Genomic DNA, 21,553 nt, shown 5'->3' with positions numbered 1-21,553 from the left:
TCAGTCCCGCCTTACCGGTCACAGTCTTTTTTTCACGGTTTCAAGGTGCGCTTCTATGTCGCTATTCTCAGGTGACAAGGCCAGAGCTTTTTCGATCATCGCCTTGGCTTCCGCGTGATTTCCATGCAGGTGCAGAATCCACCCATAGGTATCCAGCACGGCAGAGTTGTCAGGTGCAATTTGGTTTGCTTGTCTGGCCAGTTGCAGTGCACGCTCCGGATTATCTTTGCGAAGTGCCCAGGCCAGGTTGTTCAGGGCGGCAATGTTTCGGGGTTGTTGTGTGAGAATCTGCTCATAGAGGGGAACAGCCGCCACTTCCTGATTATTGCTCATCAGCCACCCGGCTCTTGCCATGTGAGCCGCCGGGCTCTGCGGGGCAGCGTCCAGCCAGTTTTGTGTAAGGTGATCCTGAGCTTCCGGGTCTTCTTTTGCTGCCAGCCTGGTCAGTGTGGGCATGAGCTCGGGATTTTTGGTGGCATCCCACCGGGCAGAGAGATATTCATACGCAGGCACCGCCCCCTTTTGATGGTTGAGCAGTTTCGCCCGGGTCAGCATGGTAACCGCCACCTCTCCATACGTTTCTTCCACTGCATCCAGTGCAGAAAGCGCTGCTTCAGGCTTGCCTTCCATTTGAGCAATCTCAACCGGCAAGAGTGCAAGCCGGAGGCTTTCCGGCTCAAGGGCAATGGCTTCAGCAGCTTTCGCACGCGCCTCCGCCCATTGCTTGTTGTTTATCGCAGCCTGGGTTTCAGCCAGTAATAGTTGGCCATAAGCACGTATTGCAGTAGGTGATTCAGAATTGGCACCCTGAGAAAGAAGGGGTCTGGCTTCTGCCAGATCTCCCTGGTTAATAGCAATAACCGCTCTAAGCGTATCCGTATCCGTTTTCAGTTCAGGATGGCGCTCGGCAAGATCATCGAGCCAGAGCTTTGCCTCGTCTACACTATGATCTTGCACGTAGATTCTGCCAGCCTGTTGTAGTGGGCGTATCGAGCCGGGGGCGAGGGTGGCTGCATCAACCAGCAGGTCTATCGCTTTTTCCCGTTCTCCGGACTGGGCATAAAGGCTGGCGAGGGCAACCTTTGGGGCCTGCCACTGAGGGGTTTCTTCAACAAGGGTTTCAAGTCGCTTTGTTGCTTCATTCTGGTTGCCAAGCCGGACATCAGTCAGGCTTGCTAGCAGAACTGCGCGTGGCTGATCGCCATAACCGTTCAGTAGTGAGTCGCGGATCTCAACGGCTTCCTGCTTTTCATCCTGCTGAAACAGCACACTCAGATAGGCACTGGTTGTCTCCCAGTCTGCCGGGTTAGAGGTAAAGGCCATTCGAAGCTGGCCGAGTGCCTGCTCAGGCTTGTCGGTACGTATGTAATGTCTTGCCAGGGCCAGCCGGAATCGCACGCGGTCGGGTTCGTTGCTGATCGCTTTACTAAGACTGGCAACGCCGCTGGCCTGATGCTCGGGAAGGCTTAATGCAAGAATGCCGTGCATTGCCAGTAGCTCGTTATCGTTCGGCCGGGCTTTTACAGCACGTTCCAGAGTTTCAAGGGCCGCTTCCCGCTCACCGGCGTCTATCTGCGCCATGGTGGCGGCTCTGATGAACTGGGTCGAGGTTGTTTCCGGGTCCAGGTTTTCGGTGAGCAGCTGGGTTCCTTCTTCCAGTTGCCCCGTACCTGCAGAAATGGCGCCCAACAGCATGGCCGCCTGTTCGTTTTCAGGGTCGGTCTTCAGCGTGTCTCGTAATATAGACTTGGCCTCGTCGAAGTTGCCATCTTTCAGTGCGGCAATCGCCGCTTCAGCCTGTTCCCTTGCGTTTGTGTCTGTGTTTTCGGCCAGAACCCGGTTATAAATCTGGGCTTCGGTGATTTTACCTTGCTCAGTCAGTACCCGGGACAGGGCAGACAGCACACTGCGGCGTATTGGCAGGAAAATATCCGATGTTGGCAACACGCCAACAGCATCTGTAAGGGTGTCTGAAGACGCCTCAAGCTGGTTCTGGCGATACTGTGCCACGCCTTTCCAGTACAGGACTTCTGCCGCCTGCTCGTTTGCCGCTAACCATTGGTCTGCAGTCTCTATCACTTGTTCGGGCTTTCCCATGCTTATCTGGGTTTGCAGAAGGCCGGTAATTGCCTCAGTACTGGAGGAATTGCTGGTCACCAAGTTGTTGTATAATGCCAGTGCTTCAGCCAGCTCTCCGGATGTACGCAGAATTTCCGCACGGATCAAGGAAGCTTCAAGCTGTTCTTCGGGCGACGCTGGCGTATGCAGGGCAAGAGTTTCTGTAGCGGAGAGGTGTTTTCTCTGCTCTACATAGGCGCGGGCCAGCAGGAGAGCGACCGCATCGGGCTGTTCGCTTAACCAGGGCTCCAGCAGTTCGGTTGCCTGTTTCGCAGCACCGACCTGTAAGTAGAGATTGGCCAGACGAACCGTATTTTCCACCTGGTCCGGGTCTTTCTGAATGGCATTTTTAACTTCCAGCACAGCAGAGCGGTACTGCCCCTGATCTTTGTACGTCTCCGCGCGGGTAAGGTGAGACATGGCTTCAGATGAATTGGTGTTATTATTGCACCCCCCCAGTAGGGGCAGAGTAGCCAGCAGACTGTAAGTCAGTACTAATCCCGGAAGTGACTTGTGTGTTGTTTTTCTTGTAGTCATCTGCATCTACTCCTTGTGTCAGCCTGTGCCATTCATTGCCTGGGAGGGTTCAGGCTTCCGTGGCATTTGCTGAGGTATCAATTTTATATTTGTCGGTAAGGTTATAAAGGGTGGGGCGGGTGATCCCCAACAATCGTGAAGCCTGAGCCATATTGAACCCACTGGTTCGAAGCGCCTGCAAAATTGCTTTGCTTTCAGCGTATTCGCGAACCTGTCGCAGGTTCAGATGATTCACTTCCGGCCGGTCACTGCCAGGCAGTTCCAGGTCTTCACTGGTAATACGCTTGCCATCAGCCATGATGGTGGCGCGCTTTACCTTGTTGATCATCTCCCGCACGTTCCCCGGCCATGAGTAATTATTAATGGCATTGATGGCGTCTTCTGAAAAGAACAGGTTGGGCCTGTCCATCTGTTTGCCCAGGGATTTCAGCAGCGACTGAGCCACAACAAGGGCGTCTCCATCGCGCTCACGAAGCGCGGGTACATCAAGGGTTATCTCGCTGATGCGATAATAAAGATCTTCACGGAAGTCGCCGTTTGCAATCAACTGGCCGATCGTTCTGTGGGTGGCGCACACAACGCGTACATCTACCGGGATGGGTTTTACCGAGCCGACTCTGTCGACAACCCGCTCTTGCAGAAAGCGCAAAAGCTTTGCCTGAAGCGCCATGGGCATGTCGCCAATTTCGTCCAGAAAAAGGGTGCCACCGTCAGCACTTTCAATTTTGCCTTTCTTTGCCTGGGTAGCGCCGGTAAATGAACCTTTCTCAAAGCCGAACAGTTCGCTTTCAAGGAGGTTCTCGGGGATAGCAGCACAGTTGATGGCGGCAAAGGCGTTCTTTGCCCTGGGGCTCAGGTCGTGCACAGCGCGGGCCAGGAGTTCTTTCCCGGTGCCGGTTTCGCCGGTAATCAGTGTGGTTATGTCTGTAGGTGCAACCTTTTCCAGCGTTCGGCAAACCGCTGTCATCTGCGGGCTTGCGGCCACAATGCCTTTAATGTTCGTGCCGTTTCCCTGATGCACCAGACACTGGTTTTCTTGTTCAAGCTCCGCCAGACGAAAGGCACGGTTGACCACAAACCTGAGGATATCGGCATCCAATGGCTTCTGGTAGAAATCGGAGGCGCCCATACCTATCGCCTTTACCGCATGCTCTTTATCTTCCCGCCCGGTTACGACAATGACTTTGGTTGCAGGTGCAAGCTTCAGGATCTCTGAAAGCAAAGCAAAGCCCTCTGTTGAGCCGCCCGGATCGGGTGGAAGGCCAAGGTCCAGTGTTATCACGGTGGGTTCGTCGCGCCGCAGTGTGGCAAGGGCAGTATCCCTGTCCGACGCAACCGTTACTTCCAGGTTTTCGCTGAAGCACCAGCGCATCTGACTTTGCAGGCCTGGATCATCCTCTACGATTAACAGTCGTCTAGTCACAACAGCCACAATTCCTTTGTTTTTGTATTCCGGTAACCCTGATTCTTAACTGAATGTTGCCAATTTGCAACAAAACGTTACATTTCGATGGGTGCCGGTCTGTCAGTTGATGGCCTTTGGTCGTGCTCCTGCTTCTCCGCAACCGGAATGCGGATAGAAAAGCAGGAGCCGGTTCCTGGCTCACTTGTGGCATCAATGGTGCCGCCCAGCTGCTGGATATATTCCCGCGCCTGATACGCGCCAATTCCCATGCCGGTGAGGCCTTTTGTGCTTTCAAAGGGTTTAAAGAGCCGGTTGTTGAGGAAGTCGTCCGTCATGCCGGATCCTGAATCCTGGATGAACAGCACAGCATGATCTTTAGCTTTTTTCAGGGACAGGGATACCTCGCCGTCCGGCGGCGTTGCATCCAGCGCGTTCTGAATGAGATGGCCAAGTACGCTTTTCAGTTGCTCCTCATCTGCGTTCACGGTTATAGGGGGTGCCTCACCTTCCTGGCGCGGTACCGGGCGCTGGTTTTCGTATTGTTCCAGAAGGTTGGCGACGAGGTTGTTCAGATTCAGGGGGGTTGTGCCTGCCTTCTTGGGTGGCTTGCGGATATGCTCCAGCAAGTTGGTCATTTTGCGAACCGCATGCTCAGTGGTGTTGATCATGTCATCAACAAACGCAGGGTTGTGTTTGTGTGTTTGTGCGTTGTTGACGAGAAGAGACAGTTGCGCGATGACCGTTTTCAGATCGTGAGCCATAAAAGCGGAGGCTTTACTGACTGCCTCAAACTGCATCGCACGGGATAGTCTGTTTTGCGCATCGGCTTGCGCCAGCAGGTTACAGGTCTGGCGTGCCACAACCTTGATCAGGTCAAAGTTCTCCCAGTTCAGCTCAATGCGGGCGAGGGGGCGGCCTGTGATCGCGATGCCGTAAAGCTCATTATCTAGGAATAGGGGAATAATCAGCCAGGTATCGGGCGTTTTGGCGATGGCCTCCGGAATTTCGAGCAAATCATAAGCCAGTGGGTCAGCCTGGTATTCATCCAGGTTAATGATCCATTCCTTGCTTTTGAAAAAGGTGACCAGTTCGGCGTCCTCATCGATCACCGTGTATTTAGGGACAGCAAGATTGGAAGTGTCTTTCAGCGTGTAGGTGCCGGTGTCGCTCCGCAGCCAGATGGCGCCAGCGTTGCTTTCAACCAGGTTAGCCAGAATACGGATGACACGTTGGGCAAGGGGCGGATCCTGGCTCAGATCCGACAGCTCTTTGGTCATCTTGAGCCATTCGTCCCGATAATCGTATTTATAATCAAAGAAGTTCTGGCTGATGCGAACCATTAACCGCGCCCGGACGCGCCTTGAGGCGATCAGTGTGGTGAGAAAAACAAGTGCCACAGCCGACAGTATGACCTGTAACGATTGTCCCCATTCTCCGCCGAGTGTGCGCACGTAGTAACCCGTGATTGAGAGGATCACCAGATAAATGCCAGCCAGAATAAACGTGCCGGCGTGAAACGCAGCAGAGCGGGACAGATGGAAGCTGACAGGCTGCCGGCGTGCATTGATGACGTTGACGGCAAACAGAGGCACAAGTGCCGCATTGACCAGCCCGCGGGCATTCCAGAAAGCGTTGGAGATCTCGCCGAACAGCAGGGCATCGGCATACATCAGGAAATCAAATACGAAGACTGTGGCGATGCCAATGCACAGGTACTTCATGCTTGCGCGGCCAAAAGCCGGGGCATTACGCCAGATCTGTTCTACCAGGGAAAGCCCCAGAAGAGACAGCGCCAGCTGGCCGATGACTTTGGTTTTTCCGCCCAGAAGCGCAACCCCGAAAACAAATTCCAGGCTGCCGAGGGTGATCAGCGTAACCAACAGGCCAACGGCCCCAACACCCATAAACTTTTTGATTTGCCCGCTCAGGTGCCCCTGGCGGAGGGTGTTGCGCAGCATGGCGAACAGCAGGAAAATCCAGGCGGTGTAGCGAAGGAGCTCCAGCAGGTATCGGACAAAAAATCCGGGAGTGCCCCACACACTCTGGGTAACCAGGGTTGATGCCCAGACCAGGGTGACCAGCGACGCGAGCAGTAAGGCACGGTCAACGTTACGCCGTATATGGTGGGTGCCTAAAAGCACGGCAAGTATGGCGTATACAGCGGCCGCGGCACCGTAGCTGATCACACTCAGATCTGAAAGCATGCAATATCCCCATTCCCTGGACAGATCTTAGTGTGGGTCGGGTTCTCAGCTTGTGCAACGTCAGACAGGTGTTTTGTTGTCCTTATAGAAGCGAAAAATCTCTTTTAAAGGCCGCCTGGGCGTGAAATTAAATTCCCTGGCAAACGTTCGGCCATCAATAACAACGGGGTATTTAAAAAAGGCGATGAGGTAGGCCGGAAAACGTTTCAGGCGCAGTGTGCGCAGTATTACCCGTGGCAGGACCGGAGGGATAGAGGGCACTGGAACGCGTGCACAACCGGAGAGCGCCAAGGCGTGCTGATAGGATACCCAGTCCTCCGGCGCCACATTGAACACTCCGCAAACCGGCTTTTTGTACGCCAGCACCACGGCATCCGCCATGTCATCAACGTGGATGAACTGCATCATGGGAGAGAAACCGGCCAGCACCGGAGAACGGTGACTGGCAAGAAGCGTACTCATGGTATTGCGGACCCCCGGGCCTACGATGTTGCAGGGGCGCAAAATACAGATGTTCAGCTCCGGGTAGCGCCACTGGTAAATATTTGCCAGGTTTTCAAGTTCGACTGAGTCCACCAGGTCTGAGCTTAACCCGGCACTTTTCATTGCCGTAGACTCGTTGATCAGGGCGGGGTTGTATGCCATTGCCCCATACACGTGGTAGGTGGACAGCACGACTACCCGGCGGATGCCGTATTTATGGCTCAGGTCGAGCAGTTTTTGTGTTCCGAGAACGTTCGCGTTGTATCGCCGCAGGCGTGTGAGCTGGCTGGAGCGGATACGGCCAAGGTGAATTACGCCGTCAAAATGGTAACGGCGGAACAGGTCTTCAAAACTGCGCTGATTGAAATCGATGCAGTAGCTGGGGATTGTATCCCCAAGGTCTGCCGGCTCGCGGCTATCGACAGCCACCAGGTTGCAGGAATCCTGGAGCCGCTGGATAACCTGTCGGGCAAGCGTTCCGGCTGCACCGGTTACCAGAATGCAGGGTTTGTGTTGTTTTGTTTGTTGTTCAGTCATCAGAACACACTCTCGCGTTCTTGCAGGCCTTTGGCAATAAGGCGGTTTATTTCGGCTTTTACTTCTTCAGTCTGTTCTTCTATCCGGGTTTCTGATGTGTCCGTTCCAGTGAAATACATGGGCGAGCCAAAGTTAAGGTGCACCTTGCTGGGAAGTACAACCGGAAGCGCAACAGGCACGTAGGGAAGACCCAATAGTTTCGCCAGAGGTTTAATATTGGCAATAGCCGGAATGGATTCCTCACAGCCAACAACGCCAACCGGCACGATCGCTGCGTTGTACTTCATTGCCAGGTGCATGAACCCGGTACCGAACCGCTGGAGTTTATAGCGATCCCGGTACAGTTTGCCGGAGCCACGCACGCCCTCGGGGAAAACAATGATAGCTTCGTTATTGGCAAGCATGCGGGCGCAATTGACCGGGTCGCCCAGCGTACCGCCTACTTCATTCAGAAGGTTGCCAAGCCAGGGAACCGTCGGGAAAAACCGTTCAATCATGGCTCGGGGAAAACGTGGGCTTTTCTCTCGGGAGGCCAGGGCATAACCAACCAGCAAGCCGTCAATCGGGAGCTGACCGCTGTGGTTTCCCACTATAAGTACCGGCCCTTCAGCGGGAATATTGTCGACCCCCGAGGCTTCCACACGAAAGTATTTTTCATAAATGGGCTTTGCCAGCGAGAGGCCGTACCTGGCGGTTTCATTATTATAGCCCCAGGGGTCGTACCCCAGTGTCCCTATAAGCTTTTGCATGTGGTGGATATGTTTTTCCTGCTCCGTGGAAACCAGCCGGGATTTCAAAAAGGATACCAGGCCCATGTGCACTCCCTCTCTAGCGTATTTGCGGCTACGCCCGATAGTACCCTGTGGGGCGTTCGTCCGTATTAAAGACTGAGTAATGCCCGGTTGCATTGGCACAGCCGACACATTGCGTTGTCTGTAAGGCAGCACGCAATGCCTGTTGTTCTCAGTGTAGTCAGAGTTTGGCGTTGTACTCTGTAAATCCTTTTGTTAGTATTCGCGCCGCTTCCGGAGATATTGTCCCGGAACGCCGTTATGGTGGCCCTGTTGGTGCCTCCGCAACATGAAGCCGCAAACCCGGTCAGGCCCGGAAGGGAGCAGCCGTAGTGGTGGAATTGTGTGCCGGAGTGTCGCTGATGGGGCCACCCCCAGTATTCTCCCTTCCCCTCTGAAAAGCCCCCTGAATCTGTTGCGGCCCTTATGGCTTCTTACAAACCCCTGTCCGTGCTAAAGTTACAGCCGTTTTTCTCAGCATTTGGCGGATCATGAGCTATCAGGTACTTGCCCGTAAATGGCGCCCTCGCACCTTTGAAGATATGGTGGGCCAGGAGCACGTTCTCCAGGCACTGATTCACGCACTGGAAAACCAGCGCCTGCACCATGCCTATTTGTTTACCGGCACCCGGGGTGTAGGTAAAACCAGCATCGGCCGGTTGCTGGCCCGTTGCCTGAACTGCGAAACCGGTGTTACACCGCGCCCTTGCGGAACCTGTTCCAGTTGCGTGGAAATCCAGGAAGGCCGGTTTGTTGACCTGATCGAAATTGACGCTGCCTCCCGCACCGGTGTGGACGATATGCGGGAGCTGACGGATAACGTTCAGTATGCGCCCAGCCGCGGCCGCTACAAGGTGTACCTTATTGACGAGGTACACATGCTCACAACCCAGTCCTTTAACGCGTTTCTCAAAACCCTCGAGGAGCCGCCGGATCATGTCAAGTTTCTGCTGGCGACGACGGACCCTCAAAAGCTGCCGGTCACTGTGCTGTCGCGCTGTCTGCAGTTTAATCTGAAGCGCATGACGCCGGAGCACATAGCAGGGCACTTGCAAAACGTGCTGACGGCTGAAGAAATTCCCTTTGAAGAGCCGGCTCTCTGGCTGTTGGCCCGCGCTGCTGATGGCAGTATGCGTGATGCCCTGAGCCTTACAGATCAGGCAATTGCCTTCGGTGACCAGAAGCTGTCGGCCAGCGACGTCAGCAGTATGCTGGGGACGATTGATCAGGGGGATGTCGAGCGCATTGTGAACGCCCTGGTAGACCGCGATGGCCCGGGGTTGCTGGCGGAGACAAGCCGGATAGCCGACTTTGCACCGGACTACAGCATCATACTTGCGGACTTGTTGTCGCTGTTCCATCGGGTAACGATGGAGCAGGTGGTGCCAGGCAGTGCCGACAACGCTCTGGGTGATGCCACTCAGGTGCAAACACTGGCTCGCAAGCTTAGCGCCGAAGACGCGCAGCTGTTCTATCAGGCCGCGCTCATGGGCCGTAAAGATCTTGCAATAACGCCCGATGCCCGGATGGGCTTCGAGATGACACTGCTTCGCATGCTGGCCTTTCGCCCGGGGGCCGGCCGTTCTGCTCCGCCTGCAGTCAATACGCCCGCAAGCAGCACTGGCAGTGGTGAAGAAGAGGGGCGGGATGAACCCGGGCCAGCCGCCGCCCCGGAATCGACAGAACCGGAGCTTGCAGCGCCAGAGGCAGCAGAGCCAGAGCCTTCCCGGATGCCACACCCGCAGGAAGAGGTCAGCCAGCCTGAAGTCAGCTCGCCGCCTGTCGATGACTCCTGGCTAGCAAGCCTGGATGCTCAGGCCGAATCTGTGCCTGACACTATTCCAGAACCAGAACCAGAACCAGAACCAGAACCAGAACCAGAACCAGAACCAGAACCAGAGCCAGAGCCAGAGCCAGAGCCAGAGCCAGAGCCAGAAGCGCCTGCTGAACCTGACACGGAAGCTGCGCTGCCAGAGGGCGAATTTGTGTGGGAGCGGGATTTCCGCACGCTGGGCATTGTTGGCATGGCAGGGAACCTTGCCAGTCACGGCGCCATGTCCCGATCCGGCGACACCATTACGTTGCTGATCGACGAAGGTCACGCCCGGTTACTGAACGCCCGTCACGAAGAAAAAATTCTGGCGGCCTTGAGAAATTACTTTGGCGACGCCATTCAGTTAACTATAACGCAGGGTAATCCAGGCTCCGGAACACCGGCCGCGTTTGAAGAACGTCGGCGCCGGGAGCGCCAGAGTGCTGCAGTTGATTCTATACGCAATGACCCGTTGGTGCGGTCTATTGTTGAACGATTTGAGGCAAGGGTAGTCGAAGACAGTATCCGGCCCACAGAGACGCGCAGGAGAGAATAGTATGCTGAACGATATGGGCGGCCTGATGAAAAAGGCCCAGAAAATGCAGGAAGAAATGCAGAAAGCGCAGGAAGAGGCAGCCAAGGCTGAAGTGACCGGTGAAGCCGGTGCCGGCCTTGTGAAGGTCACCATGAATGGCCGTCACGATGTCCGCAAGGTAGACATTGACCCTAGCCTGCTAAGTGAAGAGAAAGAAGTGCTGGAAGACTTGCTGGCTGCGGCTGTGAATGATGCCGTGCGGCGTGTCGAGGCCGAACAGAAAGAAAAGATGTCGGGAATGATGTCCGGCATGGGGATGCCCCCCGGCTTCAAGATGCCGTTTTAATCGCTTTTTAAATGTTCAGCCTGAGGAAGTTTCATGGCCTTCAGCCCTCTAGTTGATGAGCTTGTCGAATCTCTCCGGTGCTTGCCGGGAGTGGGCCAGAAAACAGCGCAGCGCATGGCGTTCCACCTGCTTGAGCGGGCCCGTTCCGGCGGGGTCCGGCTGGCAGATGCGTTGAGTAACGCCATGGACGGCGTTCGTCGTTGTGAAAGCTGCCAGAACTTTTCCGACACCGAAGTGTGCGGGATCTGTGAAAACCCGGAGCGCAGTAACGGCACTCTGTGTGTGGTTGAAAGCCCTTCCGACCTGCTGGCTATTGAGCAGACAAGTGATTACAAAGGAAGCTACTTCGTTCTTATGGGGCATCTATCACCCATAGACGGTGTCGGGCCCGATGATATTGGAATTGAGCGGCTTCTGCGTCGGGTGCGGTCGGAAGGTGTTACCGAACTGATTCTGGCCACCAACCCCACGGTGGAAGGCGAGGCTACGGCTCATTATATTTCTGACCGGCTCGATGGCTCCGGCATTCTCATTACCCGACTGGCCCATGGTATACCGGTTGGTGGCGAGCTGGGTTACGTTGACGGCTTTACTCTCACCCACGCGTTCCGCGGCAGAAAACCACTGCTGGACTGACTGCGCCCAGGCGCCGGCAGGCGCCTCAACTGATTTTTTGTGCTTCTATGACTGCTTCTGTAACTGAGATTCATATACCGCCTGCACCTGAGCGTATTGACTGGATGTCTACGCCCGATGAGCTGGACGAGTGGCTGAACAACACGCCGGGCGAACCACTGGCACTGGATACCGAGTTTGAACGAACAACCACCTTTTACCCTGTTCCCGGGCTGGTTCAGCTTGGTCTGGGTGAGCGCTTCTGCCTTGTCGATCCGGATATTGCAGAGCAGTCCTCCCGCTTTCGTGAGATTCTTGCAGATCCATCCGTGACCAAGCTGCTCTACGCCATGAGTGAGGATCTTGAGCTGTTTCGTGACTGGCTGGGAATCAGCCCGAAGGGGGTGATTGATTTGCAGGTGGGCGTCGCGCTTGCGGGCGCCGGCTTCTCCGTTGGCTATGCCCGGCAGGTTGAAGCCCTGTTTGGTGAAGAGCTGGACAAGTCCGTTACCCGGTCTGACTGGATCTCGCGGCCCTTAAGTGACGCGCAGCAGCGGTACGCGATTGATGATATCCGGTTTCTGGCTCCGATGTACCAGTGGGTAACAGTGCGTCTGCGAGAGCGGAAACTGGAGGCGGCCCTTGCAGAGGAGTCCCAGCGGTTTGCAGATGAGCTCGCAGGGCAGGACGATCCGGACCAGTATTATCTGCGAATACGGGGTGGCTGGGCGCTAACCATGCAGCAGCAGGTTGTACTCAAAAAGCTGGTTGCCTGGCGGGAGCAGACCAGTCGACAGCTTGACCGCCCCCGGGGCCGGGTGCTGGCCGACCCGCTCCTGATTTCGATCGCAGAGCGTCTGCCGAAAAATCTCAACGAGCTGGCGGATATTCAGGGCGTGCCAAGTGGCGCAGTGCGCCGGTACGGAGAGGAGCTGCTGGCGCTTATCAAAGAGGGTGTCAGTGCCGATACAGCAGGGCATCAACCCATTATGCCACCGCTGACCCGTGATCAGCAGGCGGCCTTTAAAGACTTGAAAAAGCTGTTTAGAAGAGCAGCGGAACTGGCTGATATACCGGTAGAATTGCTGGCTCCCCGGAAGCGGGTTGAAAAGGTTATGCAGGACCAGACGCTTGCTGACAGTGCCTTTTTTCAAGGTTGGCGTGCCGAGGTTCTGGCGCCGGTAATAAATGATATTGAGGGCTACCTGAAATCATGAATGAGCGGGAGTTTGTGTCTGTTTTCCGAAGCAGCAAAAAGAGCGATACTTATATTTTCGTCCGGCGTGGCCAGGATTGGGATGAGCTGCCCGAGAGCCTGAAGCAGGTTTTCGGTCGTCCGGTGCACTCCATGGACCTGATTATGACCCCGGAACGCAAACTGGCCCGAACCACGGGTGAGGAAGTGCTGAGCGCCATTGCTGACAAAGACTTTTATCTGCAGATGCCCGAAGAGCAGGATGCCTACGTTATCAACTTTCGCACAAAGCCAGGACTGAGACACTCGTGATTGCTCAGATTCCTTTCTGGCAACGCAAGCGCCTGAGTGAAATGACACCACAGGAGTGGGAGTCTCTCTGCGACGGCTGTGGCAAGTGCTGCCTGAACAAGCTTGAGGATATTGACACCGGCGAGGTGTACCATACCGATCTGGTCTGTCGCTATATGGATGAAAACACCTGTCAGTGCACGGTTTACCCTGAGCGGCTGGAAAAAGTACCGGGATGCACCGTACTGACACCGGACACTGTGTCCGACTATGGCTGGCTGCCGCACACCTGTGCCTACCGAACACTGGCAGAAGGCAGGCCGCTTCCCGACTGGCATCCGTTACGCAGCGGGTCTCCCGACACGGTACACGAGGCAGGCGTTTCCATACGCCACAAAGTGATCCGGGAAGACGCAGTGGCAGAAGAAGACTGGGAAGAACACATCATTCACTGGGTTTTGTAATGATCGATACTGACGCACATCTTGCTTACGGCATTTTCTGGGCCGCCTACGCCATCGCTTTCGTCGTGTTTTTTTATATGATGAAGGCGCTGTTCCGGTTTTTGCCGCTTTACGGTTTACGCACCCTGCTGCTGGCCGCACTGGTTGCCTTGCTGTTGACACCTGTAGAGTCTCCCGAACTGGCCGGGTGGTGGATTCCCGCCTGGCTGTTCGGCGGATACGAACTGATCCTGGGTGATGCAACCGATGCGGGCAGGGCAATGTTCAATCTTGCGCTTGGCGGAGCTGTTATGCTGCTGGTCTGGATTCTTGATATGGTCCGCTATCGGCTTTCAAGGCGCTGACGTTTACTGACAGACCCGGAATTGCGGGTTCAAAGACAAAGTAACCAACAGGAATTATGCACATGAAGTTTACCGGTACCGAGAAGTACGTAGCCACCGATGACCTGCAAATGGCCGTAAATGCGGCTATTACGCTGCAACGTCCACTGTTGATCAAGGGTGAACCCGGCACCGGCAAAACCCTGCTGGCCGAAGAGATGGCAAGCTCCCTTGGTATGCGCCTGATCCCGTGGCATATCAAATCCACCACCAAAGCGCAGCAGGGGCTGTATGAGTACGACGCGGTGTCGCGTCTGCGAGACTCTCAGCTGGGTGATGAGAAGGTTCATGACATCAGCAATTACATTGTCAAAGGCAAGCTCTGGGAAGCGTTCGAGGCGGACGAGCAGGTTGTACTGCTGATTGATGAAATCGACAAAGCAGACATTGAGTTTCCAAACGACCTCCTGCAGGAGCTGGATCGTATGGAGTTCTTTGTCTATGAGACTCAAAAGTTTGTTAAAGCAAAGCATCGTCCGATTGTGGTGATTACCAGTAACAACGAAAAAGAGCTTCCGGACGCGTTTTTGCGTCGCTGCTTCTTTCACTACATCAACTTTCCTGATCATGACACCATGCAGGAAATTGTGGATGTTCACTTCCCCGGCATTCAGCAGCAGCTGGTCAGGGACGCACTGGACGTATTTTTTGATGTGCGGAAAGTGCCCGGCCTGAAGAAAAAGCCTTCTACCTCGGAACTGATTGACTGGCTTAAGCTACTGATGGCAGATGAGCTGACCGCCAAGATGCTGCATGAGAAAGACAACAGTTCTGCGCTGCCACCTTTGTACGGTGCCCTTGTAAAAAACGAGCAGGATGTACACTTGTTGCAGAAGCTGGCGTTCATGATGCGTCGTCGCGGCTGAAATTCAGCAAGGGTGCGATTTTATGTTGATTGATTTTTTTCTCGAAGTGCGGCGGGCCGGAGTGCCTGCCAGCCTGCGTGAATTTCTGGATCTGCTGGAGGCGTTGCAACAGCGGCTGGCGTTCGCCGACATGGAAGAGTTTTATTACCTGTCACGGTTGTGTCTGGTAAAAGACGAGCGTCATTTCGATAAATTTGACCGGGCATTCAAGGTTTATTTTGATGGAATCGAACACCTTGATGATCTTCTGGAAGCGCTGATTCCCGACGAATGGCTGCGCGCCGAGTTCGAGAAAAACCTGAGCGAAGAAGAGAAGGCCAAAATTGACTCGCTGGGTGGTCTGGAAGAGCTGATTGAAACCTTTAAAAAACGCATGGAAGAGCAGAAGGAGCGCCATGCGGGCGGGAACAAGTGGATCGGCACCGGCGGTACGTCCCCGTTTGGCGCTGATGGCTATAATCCCGAAGGCTTTCGTATTGGCCAGAAAAAAGGTCGCCACGGACGAGCCATCAAGGTCTGGGAGAAGCGCGAGTTCAAGGATCTGGATGACAGCGTGACTCTGGGCATCCGTAACATCAAGGTTGCCTTAAGACGCTTGCGCAAGTTTGCGCGACAGGGGGCTGCGGAAAAACTGGATATGGACGACACTATCCGGTCGACCGCCCGTAACGCAGGGTACCTGGATCTGAAAATGGTCCCCGAGCGCCACAACGCGGTAAAAGTGCTCATCTTTTTTGATGTGGGTGGCTCAATGGACCCGCACGTTCGCGTCTGTGAAGAGCTGTTTTCCGCCGCGCGCCTGGAATTCAAGCACATGGAGTATTTTTACTTCCATAACTTCATTTACGAAAGCGTCTGGAAAAACAACATCCGGCGCATGAACGAAACCACCAGTACCTGGGATATTCTTCATAAGTACTCGCCGGACTATAAGGTCATCTTTGTAGGCGATGCCACAATGGCACCGTATGAAATTTCTCATCCCGGCGGTTCCATTGAACACTGGAACGAGGAGGCCGGTGCCACCTGGTTCCAGCGGATCACCGATCATTTCGATCGGGTTGCCTGGATAAACCCGCTTCCGGAAGCCTATTGGGGAACCGGAGGCTCTCTCGGTATGACCCGCCAACTGGTTGAAGATCACATGTACCCGCTGACCGTAGAAGGCCTGGAGTCGGCGATGAAGTTCCTGAGTAAATAAAAAAAGGCTGGTGCGAGAAGCGCCGGCCTCTTGTCTTTAGGGCGACGGCGCTACCTCATCGTTGCTAAAACTGCTATTCTCTCCCCTCTTTTGAGACTGAGACTTATGTCGGGTTGATTTTTTGCCCGCCCGGCGTTTGTGCATCATTACAAATAGAAGCGCCAGACAGGAGATGGTGATGGATTTTGAGACGTTCTATCAAGACAAATACCCTGCCAGTGTTCCCCGCGACGTTGACCTGGATAAGTACAGCAGCATGGTGGAGGTATTTGAACAGGCGGTTAAGAAGTACTCAGACCGCCCCGCCTTCAGTGCGGTTGGTGTAACCCTCACCTATCGTGAACTGGATACTCAGACCCGGAACTTTGCGGCTTGGCTGCAGAATAAAACGGACCTTCAGCCCGGCGACCGCATTGCGGTACAGATGCCGAACCTGACTCAGTATCCCGTGGTTGTGTTTGGCGCTATGCGTGCTGGCCTGATTGTGGTCAACACCAACCCCTTGTACACCATCCGTGAAATGGAGCACCAGTTTAACGATTCCGGTGCGAAAGCCCTGGTTGTGCTCGCCAATATGGCTGAAAATGCTGAAAAAGTGTTGCCCCACACCAGCATTGAGCATGTCATTGTGACCGAAATTGCAGACATGCACTCGCCAATCAAGCGGACGCTGATGAATGCCGCGGTTAAGCACATCAAAAAGATGGTGCCGCCTTTCAATATACCTCAGGCCCATAAACTACCTGCCGTACTGAGTGCAGGTGCCCGCGAGAAGTTTACGCCGGGTGAGTACAAAAAGGATGACATTGCTGTTCTTCAGTACACCGGGGGCACAACCGGTGTTGCCAAAGGGGCGATGCTGACCCACGGTAACCTGGTTGCAAACCTGCTTCAGGTGCGCCCCATGCTGGAAAACACCGTTGTAGAAGGGCATGAGGTTGTGATTGCGCCCCTGCCGCTGTATCACATTTATTCGTTCACCCTGAACTGCGGGATTATGCTGGAGGGCGGTGCCCACAACATTCTGATACCTAACCCGCGGGATATTCCAGGTTTTGTCAAAGAGATCAAAAAGTTCAAGTTCACAGCATTTCTGGGTCTGAACACGCTTTTTGTGGCGCTGTGCAATAATGAAGAGTTCAAGAATCTGGACTTCAGCCACCTCAAGCTTACGTCGTCTGGCGGCATGGCCCTGACCAGCGATGCCGCCAAGCTGTGGGAGCGGATAACAGGTTGTCCGATTTCTGAAGGTTACGGTATGACCGAAACCTCGCCGGTGGTTACGTTCAACCCACGCAGTGCCATTCAGCTTGGCACCATTGGCTTGCCGGTACTGGAGACCAAGGTCAAAACGCTGGATGAAGATGGTAATGAAACCCCTCTGGGTGAGCCTGGCGAACTGTGTGTGAAGGGCCCTCAGGTAATGCGTGGTTACTGGCAGCGTCCGGAAGATACCCAGAAGTCGTTTACCGAAGACGGGTACATTCGCACCGGTGATATTGCCGTTATTCAGGAAGACGGGTACATCCGCATTGTTGACCGCAAGAAGGATATGATTATCGTGTCCGGGTTTAACGTGTTCCCGAATGAAATTGAGGACGTTGTCAGCGCCCACCCCAAAGTGGTGGAGTGTGCTGCGGTTGGTGTTCCCGATGCCAAGAGCGGGGAGGCCGTAAAGGTTTATCTCGTAGCGTCATCTGAGGGTGTTACCGAGAACGAACTCAAAGAGTTTTGTCGCGAGCGCCTGACAGCTTATAAAGTACCGCGCCACTTCGAGTTCCGTGATGAACTGCCGAAGACCAACGTGGGTAAAATTCTGCGCCGTGAGTTGCGCGACGAACCGGAAAACAAACAGAAAGGGTGACCTTGCAACCTGATGCCCAGGCCGCAGTGAAGGCGATAAAGGAGCAGCTGGATACCTGCAACCAGCAGGAAGCTGCCCGTATCGTCAAGCTGCTGGCGAGAACCAGGGGTAAGCCTGGCCAGAAAGACCTGCAGAAAATGGCACACTGGCTTGAGCGTGGCCTTTTGAAGGTGCAACAGCGCCAGGCCAGGCACAAACCGGCAGATTTTCCTGCAGGATTACCGGTTTCTGACCGTGTCGACGATATCCGCAAAGCAATAGAAAACCATCAGGTTGTCATTGTGGCGGGGGAAACCGGTTCCGGTAAAACCACTCAGATCCCCAAAATCTGCATGAATATGGGCCGCGGTATCCGTGGCCTGATCGGGCACACTCAGCCCCGGCGGCTTGCGGCCCGTACTGTCGCGGCCCGGGTGGCTGATGAAATAGGCGAACAGACCGGCCAGCAGATTGGCTACCAGGTGCGCTTTACCGATAACACGTCTGAACAATCCCGGGTCAAAGTCATGACAGACGGGATTTTGCTGGCGGAAATCCAGCATGACCGTTTCCTTGACCGGTACGATACGCTGATTATCGATGAAGCCCATGAGCGCAGTCTGAATATCGACTTCCTTCTGGGTTATCTCAAGCAACTCCTGCCAAAACGCCCCGACCTCAAAGTCATCATTACGTCTGCCACCATTGAAGTTGACCGGTTCAGCGAGTTCTTTCACCAGGCGCCTGTGCTGGAAGTCAGTGGGCGAACCTTTCCGGTTGATATTCGTTATCGCCCGCTCACAGGTGACGAAGACGATCGTGACCAGGGTTGGAGTGATGGTGTGTTGTCTGCGCTTGAGGAGATTGAGCAACATGAGCGCAGTGAGAAAAAGCCTCCCGGGGATGTGCTGGTTTTTCTCCCCGGAGAGCGGGAAATCCGCAACCTGAGCAAAGTGTTGCGCCATGCTGAACTCCGGCATACAGAAGTTCTTCCTTTGTACTCGCGCCTCAGCAACCAGGAGCAGAACCGGGTATTCCAGAGCCACCGGGGACGCAGGGTTGTGCTTTCTACCAACGTGGCGGAAACCTCACTGACAGTGCCGGGCATTCGCTACGTAATTGATACCGGCGTTGCGCGCATCAGCCGCTACAGCGTGCGCTCGAAGATTCAGCGCCTGCCCATTGAGGCTGTTTCCCAGGCCAGCGCTAACCAGCGGGCGGGGCGCTGCGGGCGTGTGGCTCCGGGCATCTGTTTCCGCCTGTACGACGAAGCCGATTTTCTGGGCCGGCCGGAATACACAGATCCGGAAATACTGCGTACCAATCTGGCCTCCGTCATTCTGCAGATGGCGACCTCCGGCCTTGGCGAAATCCGCAACTTTCCGTTCCTTGAAGCGCCGGACAAGCGGCTGGTGAACGATGGCTACAAATTACTGGAAGAGCTGGGCGCGGTTGATAGCAAACGCCGGGTATCCAGGCTGGGGCGTACCATGTCCCGGCTGCCGCTTGATCCCCGGCTGGCCCGTATGCTGGTCACTGCGTCGGAGCAGGGCAGTCTGGCAGAAACCCTGGTGGTGATTGCCGGGTTGAGTGTGCAGGACCCCCGCGAACGGCCCCAGGAAAAACAGCAAGCGGCGGATCAGGCTCATGCGCCGTTCAATGACAAGGAATCCGACTTCCTGACGCTGCTGAACATCTGGAACTTCTACGAAGAACAGCGTCAGGAACTGTCCCAGAATCAGCTCAAAAAGGTCTGCCAGAAAAGCTTTCTCAGCTGGATGCGTATGCGCGAATGGCGGGATATACACCGTCAGCTCACTCTGATCTGCCGGGAGCAGAAGTTGCAGCTTAACAAGCAGGCTGCGTCGTACCAGAACCTGCACAAAGCGATCCTGGCAGGACTATTGGGGCAGGTAGCGACCAAAATTGAGAAGAAAGAGTATCTGGCTACCCGTAATCGTAAAGTGATGATCTTTCCCGGCTCAAAGGTGTCGAAAACCGGGCCTAAATGGATTGTGGCCACAGAAATTGTAGAAACCAGCCGGGTTTTTGCCCGCATGGTGGCCGCCATACAGCCTGAATGGATAGAACCATTGGGCGGGCATGTGGTTAAGCGCCATTATTTCGAACCACACTGGGAGCAGAAGCGGGCCCAGGTGATGGGGTATGAAAAAATCACCCTCTACGGGCTCGAAGTCGTCCCCAAGCGGCGTATTGCATTCAGCAAGATAGACCCTGTTGAATGCCGTAACCTGTTTATCCGGCACGCCCTGGTAGAGGGTGATTATCGTTCCCGGGCACCGTTTGTGCAGCGAAACCGGGAAATGCTGGAAAGTGTGGAAAATCTCGAGAGTAAAACCCGGCGCCGGGACCTGCTGGTTGATGATGAGGTACTGGTTGGTTTTTACGATGAGCGCTTGCCCGCAGACATTGTCAGCGGTCGTCATTTTGAGAGTTGGTGGAAAACACTGTCAGCCGAAGAGCTACGCAATCTGGAGCTTACCGAGGCGGATGTCCTGCAGCGGCCCATTGATGCCGCCTCAGCCGACCTTTACCCGGATTATCTGGAATGGGAAGGGGTAGAGTATCCGCTGACGTATGAGTTTGAGCCCACCAGTGAGCGTGATGGTGTAACGCTCCAGGTGCCGCTTATGGCACTTCGCCAGATTCCATCCCGGCGCCTGGAGTGGCTGGTTCCCGGTTTACTGAGAGAAAAATGCATTGCCTTGGTGAAAGGACTGCCAAAAGCCCTGCGCCGTAACTTTGTGCCGGTGCCGGATTTTGTTGATGCGGCCGTTGCCAACCTGCAACCTTCCAATGAGCCGCTGGCCCTGCAGCTGGGCGAACAGTTACGCCGAATGACAGGCGTCCGCATTGACCCGGAGGCGTGGCCACAGGATGAACTCCCGCGGCATTTGCGCATGAACCTCCGGGTGCTGGGTGATGATGGTAAGGTTATTGCGGAGAGTCGGGAAACCGGCGAGCTTCAGAGTCAGCTTGAAGAGCGGGCAGAGGCCGCACTGGCGTCTGCTTCCAGTAATCAGCGGCAACAGGTACCGGAAAGTGCCTACACGGACTGGCAGTTTGGCCCTCTGAAACAAGAGGTTCAGACAGAAAAAGGCGGGATGCAGATAACTGTGTATCCGGCACTTGAGGATATGGGAAAGCAGGTGCGGGAAATTCGCTGCCTGGACCGCCTCACCGCTGAAGATACAACCCGCAAAGGCATTGCCCGCCTTATACTCAACCGCTTTGGCAACACCCTGGATGACCTGGAGCGCAAACTTCCGCGCTTCCAGAAGTCGGCGCTGATGTTTGCCCCCGTCGGGCAGGCCAGGGTGCTTCTGGATGATTTGCTGCTGGCAACGGCTATAGAGCACTTTTTAAACGATGAGATGCCGGATAGCCGGGAGACTTTTGATGCGCTGTTTGAAGCCAGGCGGGCAGATTTTATACCGGCTCTGGAACAGGCGGATGAACGCCTTTATCAGGCAATGACCGGATACCAGAAGGTAGCGAGAAAGCTCAAAGGTAAAATTAATCTGGCGCTGGCGAACAGTATGTCAGATCTTAAGTTTCAGATGCAGAACCTTGTTTACCCGGGGTTTCTCGTAGAAACACCTTCCAGATGGCTGGCAGAGTTCGGGCGTTATTTTGAAGCAGCGCTGGTACGGCTGGAAAAAATGCCGAGAGAGATGGGGCGTGAGCGGGAATTCCTGCATACCATGGAACCCCTTTGGACACGGTATGCCAAAAAGCGGGATGAGCAGAAAAAACAGGGCGTAAGGGACCCCGAACTCGAGCTTTATCGCTGGATGCTGGAAGAGTTCCGGGTCTCGTTCTTTGCGCAGCAGTTGGGAACAGTGATGACGGTTTCCACCAAGCGTCTTGAAAAACAGTGGCAGCTTACACGGGTCTGATCGTTT

16 protein-coding genes and 1 other RNA gene are annotated in these 21,553 nt (G+C 54.9%); 12 read left to right on the top strand and 5 right to left on the bottom strand.

Annotated elements, in window-relative coordinates; all coding sequences use genetic code 11:
• Positions 1 to 18: 18 nt before the first annotated feature.
• From FFI95_RS08115 to FFI95_RS08095, 5 genes are all read right to left on the bottom strand, one after another.
• A complete protein-coding gene (locus FFI95_RS08115; protein ID WP_144821920.1) occupies positions 19 to 2,655 on the bottom strand; it encodes a tetratricopeptide repeat protein in 2,637 nt (878 codons plus the stop codon).
• Positions 2,656 to 2,704: 49 nt separating this feature from the next.
• Complete coding sequence (prsR, locus tag FFI95_RS08110) at positions 2,705 to 4,078, bottom strand: PEP-CTERM-box response regulator transcription factor (protein WP_144821919.1); 1,374 nt, start codon at positions 4,076 to 4,078, stop codon at positions 2,705 to 2,707.
• Positions 4,079 to 4,155: 77 nt separating this feature from the next.
• A complete protein-coding gene (gene prsK, locus FFI95_RS08105; RefSeq protein WP_144821918.1) occupies positions 4,156 to 6,264 on the bottom strand; it encodes an XrtA/PEP-CTERM system histidine kinase PrsK in 2,109 nt (702 codons plus the stop codon).
• 60 nt (positions 6,265 to 6,324) lie between these two features.
• The gene (locus FFI95_RS08100; RefSeq protein ID WP_144821917.1) at positions 6,325 to 7,284 is read right to left on the bottom strand and encodes an SDR family oxidoreductase; all 960 of its coding nucleotides are present in this window, start codon (positions 7,282 to 7,284) and stop codon (positions 6,325 to 6,327) included.
• Complete coding sequence (locus FFI95_RS08095) at positions 7,284 to 8,099, bottom strand: lysophospholipid acyltransferase family protein (protein WP_144821916.1); 816 nt, start codon at positions 8,097 to 8,099, stop codon at positions 7,284 to 7,286. The genes FFI95_RS08100 and FFI95_RS08095 overlap by 1 nt, the downstream gene beginning before the upstream one ends.
• Before the next feature lie 247 nt (positions 8,100 to 8,346).
• Between FFI95_RS08095 and ffs the strand changes: the two genes are divergently transcribed.
• The 12 genes from ffs (at position 8,347) to hrpA (ending at position 21,547) form a co-directional block, all read left to right on the top strand.
• Positions 8,347 to 8,443: signal recognition particle sRNA small type (gene ffs, locus FFI95_RS08090), an RNA gene on the top strand.
• 123 nt (positions 8,444 to 8,566) lie between these two features.
• Positions 8,567 to 10,444, top strand: coding sequence for a DNA polymerase III subunit gamma/tau (gene dnaX, locus FFI95_RS08085; RefSeq protein ID WP_144821915.1), 1,878 nt, complete (start codon positions 8,567 to 8,569; stop codon positions 10,442 to 10,444).
• A 1-nt stretch (position 10,445) separates the two neighbouring features.
• Positions 10,446 to 10,769, top strand: a complete 324-nt coding sequence (locus FFI95_RS08080) for a YbaB/EbfC family nucleoid-associated protein (RefSeq protein ID WP_144821914.1) — start codon at positions 10,446 to 10,448, stop codon at positions 10,767 to 10,769.
• Between the two features lie 33 nt (positions 10,770 to 10,802).
• On the top strand, positions 10,803 to 11,405 hold the full coding sequence (gene recR, locus FFI95_RS08075) for a recombination mediator RecR (protein ID WP_144821913.1): 603 nt from the start codon (positions 10,803 to 10,805) through the stop codon (positions 11,403 to 11,405).
• A gap of 47 nt (positions 11,406 to 11,452) precedes the next feature.
• Positions 11,453 to 12,601 carry a ribonuclease D gene (gene rnd / locus FFI95_RS08070; RefSeq protein WP_144821912.1) on the top strand — a complete coding sequence of 383 codons (1,149 nt, stop codon included), beginning with the start codon at positions 11,453 to 11,455 and terminating at the stop codon, positions 12,599 to 12,601.
• Positions 12,598 to 12,891 carry a YcgL domain-containing protein gene (locus FFI95_RS08065; RefSeq protein ID WP_144821911.1) on the top strand — a complete coding sequence of 98 codons (294 nt, stop codon included), beginning with the start codon at positions 12,598 to 12,600 and terminating at the stop codon, positions 12,889 to 12,891. The genes rnd and FFI95_RS08065 overlap by 4 nt, the downstream gene beginning before the upstream one ends.
• A complete protein-coding gene (locus tag FFI95_RS08060; protein WP_144821910.1) occupies positions 12,888 to 13,334 on the top strand; it encodes a YcgN family cysteine cluster protein in 447 nt (148 codons plus the stop codon). The genes FFI95_RS08065 and FFI95_RS08060 overlap by 4 nt, the downstream gene beginning before the upstream one ends.
• Positions 13,334 to 13,678 carry a hypothetical protein gene (locus FFI95_RS08055; protein ID WP_144821909.1) on the top strand — a complete coding sequence of 115 codons (345 nt, stop codon included), beginning with the start codon at positions 13,334 to 13,336 and terminating at the stop codon, positions 13,676 to 13,678. Before FFI95_RS08060 ends, FFI95_RS08055 begins: the two co-directional genes overlap by 1 nt.
• Before the next feature lie 62 nt (positions 13,679 to 13,740).
• Complete coding sequence (locus FFI95_RS08050; RefSeq protein ID WP_144821908.1) at positions 13,741 to 14,583, top strand: AAA family ATPase; 843 nt, start codon at positions 13,741 to 13,743, stop codon at positions 14,581 to 14,583.
• Between the two features lie 22 nt (positions 14,584 to 14,605).
• Positions 14,606 to 15,784 carry a vWA domain-containing protein gene (locus FFI95_RS08045; protein WP_144821907.1) on the top strand — a complete coding sequence of 393 codons (1,179 nt, stop codon included), beginning with the start codon at positions 14,606 to 14,608 and terminating at the stop codon, positions 15,782 to 15,784.
• A 178-nt stretch (positions 15,785 to 15,962) separates the two neighbouring features.
• Positions 15,963 to 17,648: an AMP-binding protein gene (locus FFI95_RS08040; RefSeq protein ID WP_144821906.1), complete on the top strand. Its 1,686-nt coding sequence runs from the start codon at positions 15,963 to 15,965 to the stop codon at positions 17,646 to 17,648.
• Between the two features lie 35 nt (positions 17,649 to 17,683).
• Positions 17,684 to 21,547 (top strand): ATP-dependent RNA helicase HrpA, encoded by a 3,864-nt coding sequence (gene hrpA / locus FFI95_RS08035; protein WP_144822432.1) that lies wholly within the window; start codon positions 17,684 to 17,686, stop codon positions 21,545 to 21,547.
• The last annotated feature ends 6 nt before the right edge of the window (positions 21,548 to 21,553 follow it).

Source organism: Marinobacter piscis, from assembly GCF_007671655.1.
Lineage (GTDB): Bacteria > Pseudomonadota > Gammaproteobacteria > Pseudomonadales > Oleiphilaceae > Marinobacter > Marinobacter piscensis.
This window is presented reverse-complemented; position numbering and strand designations above follow the sequence as displayed.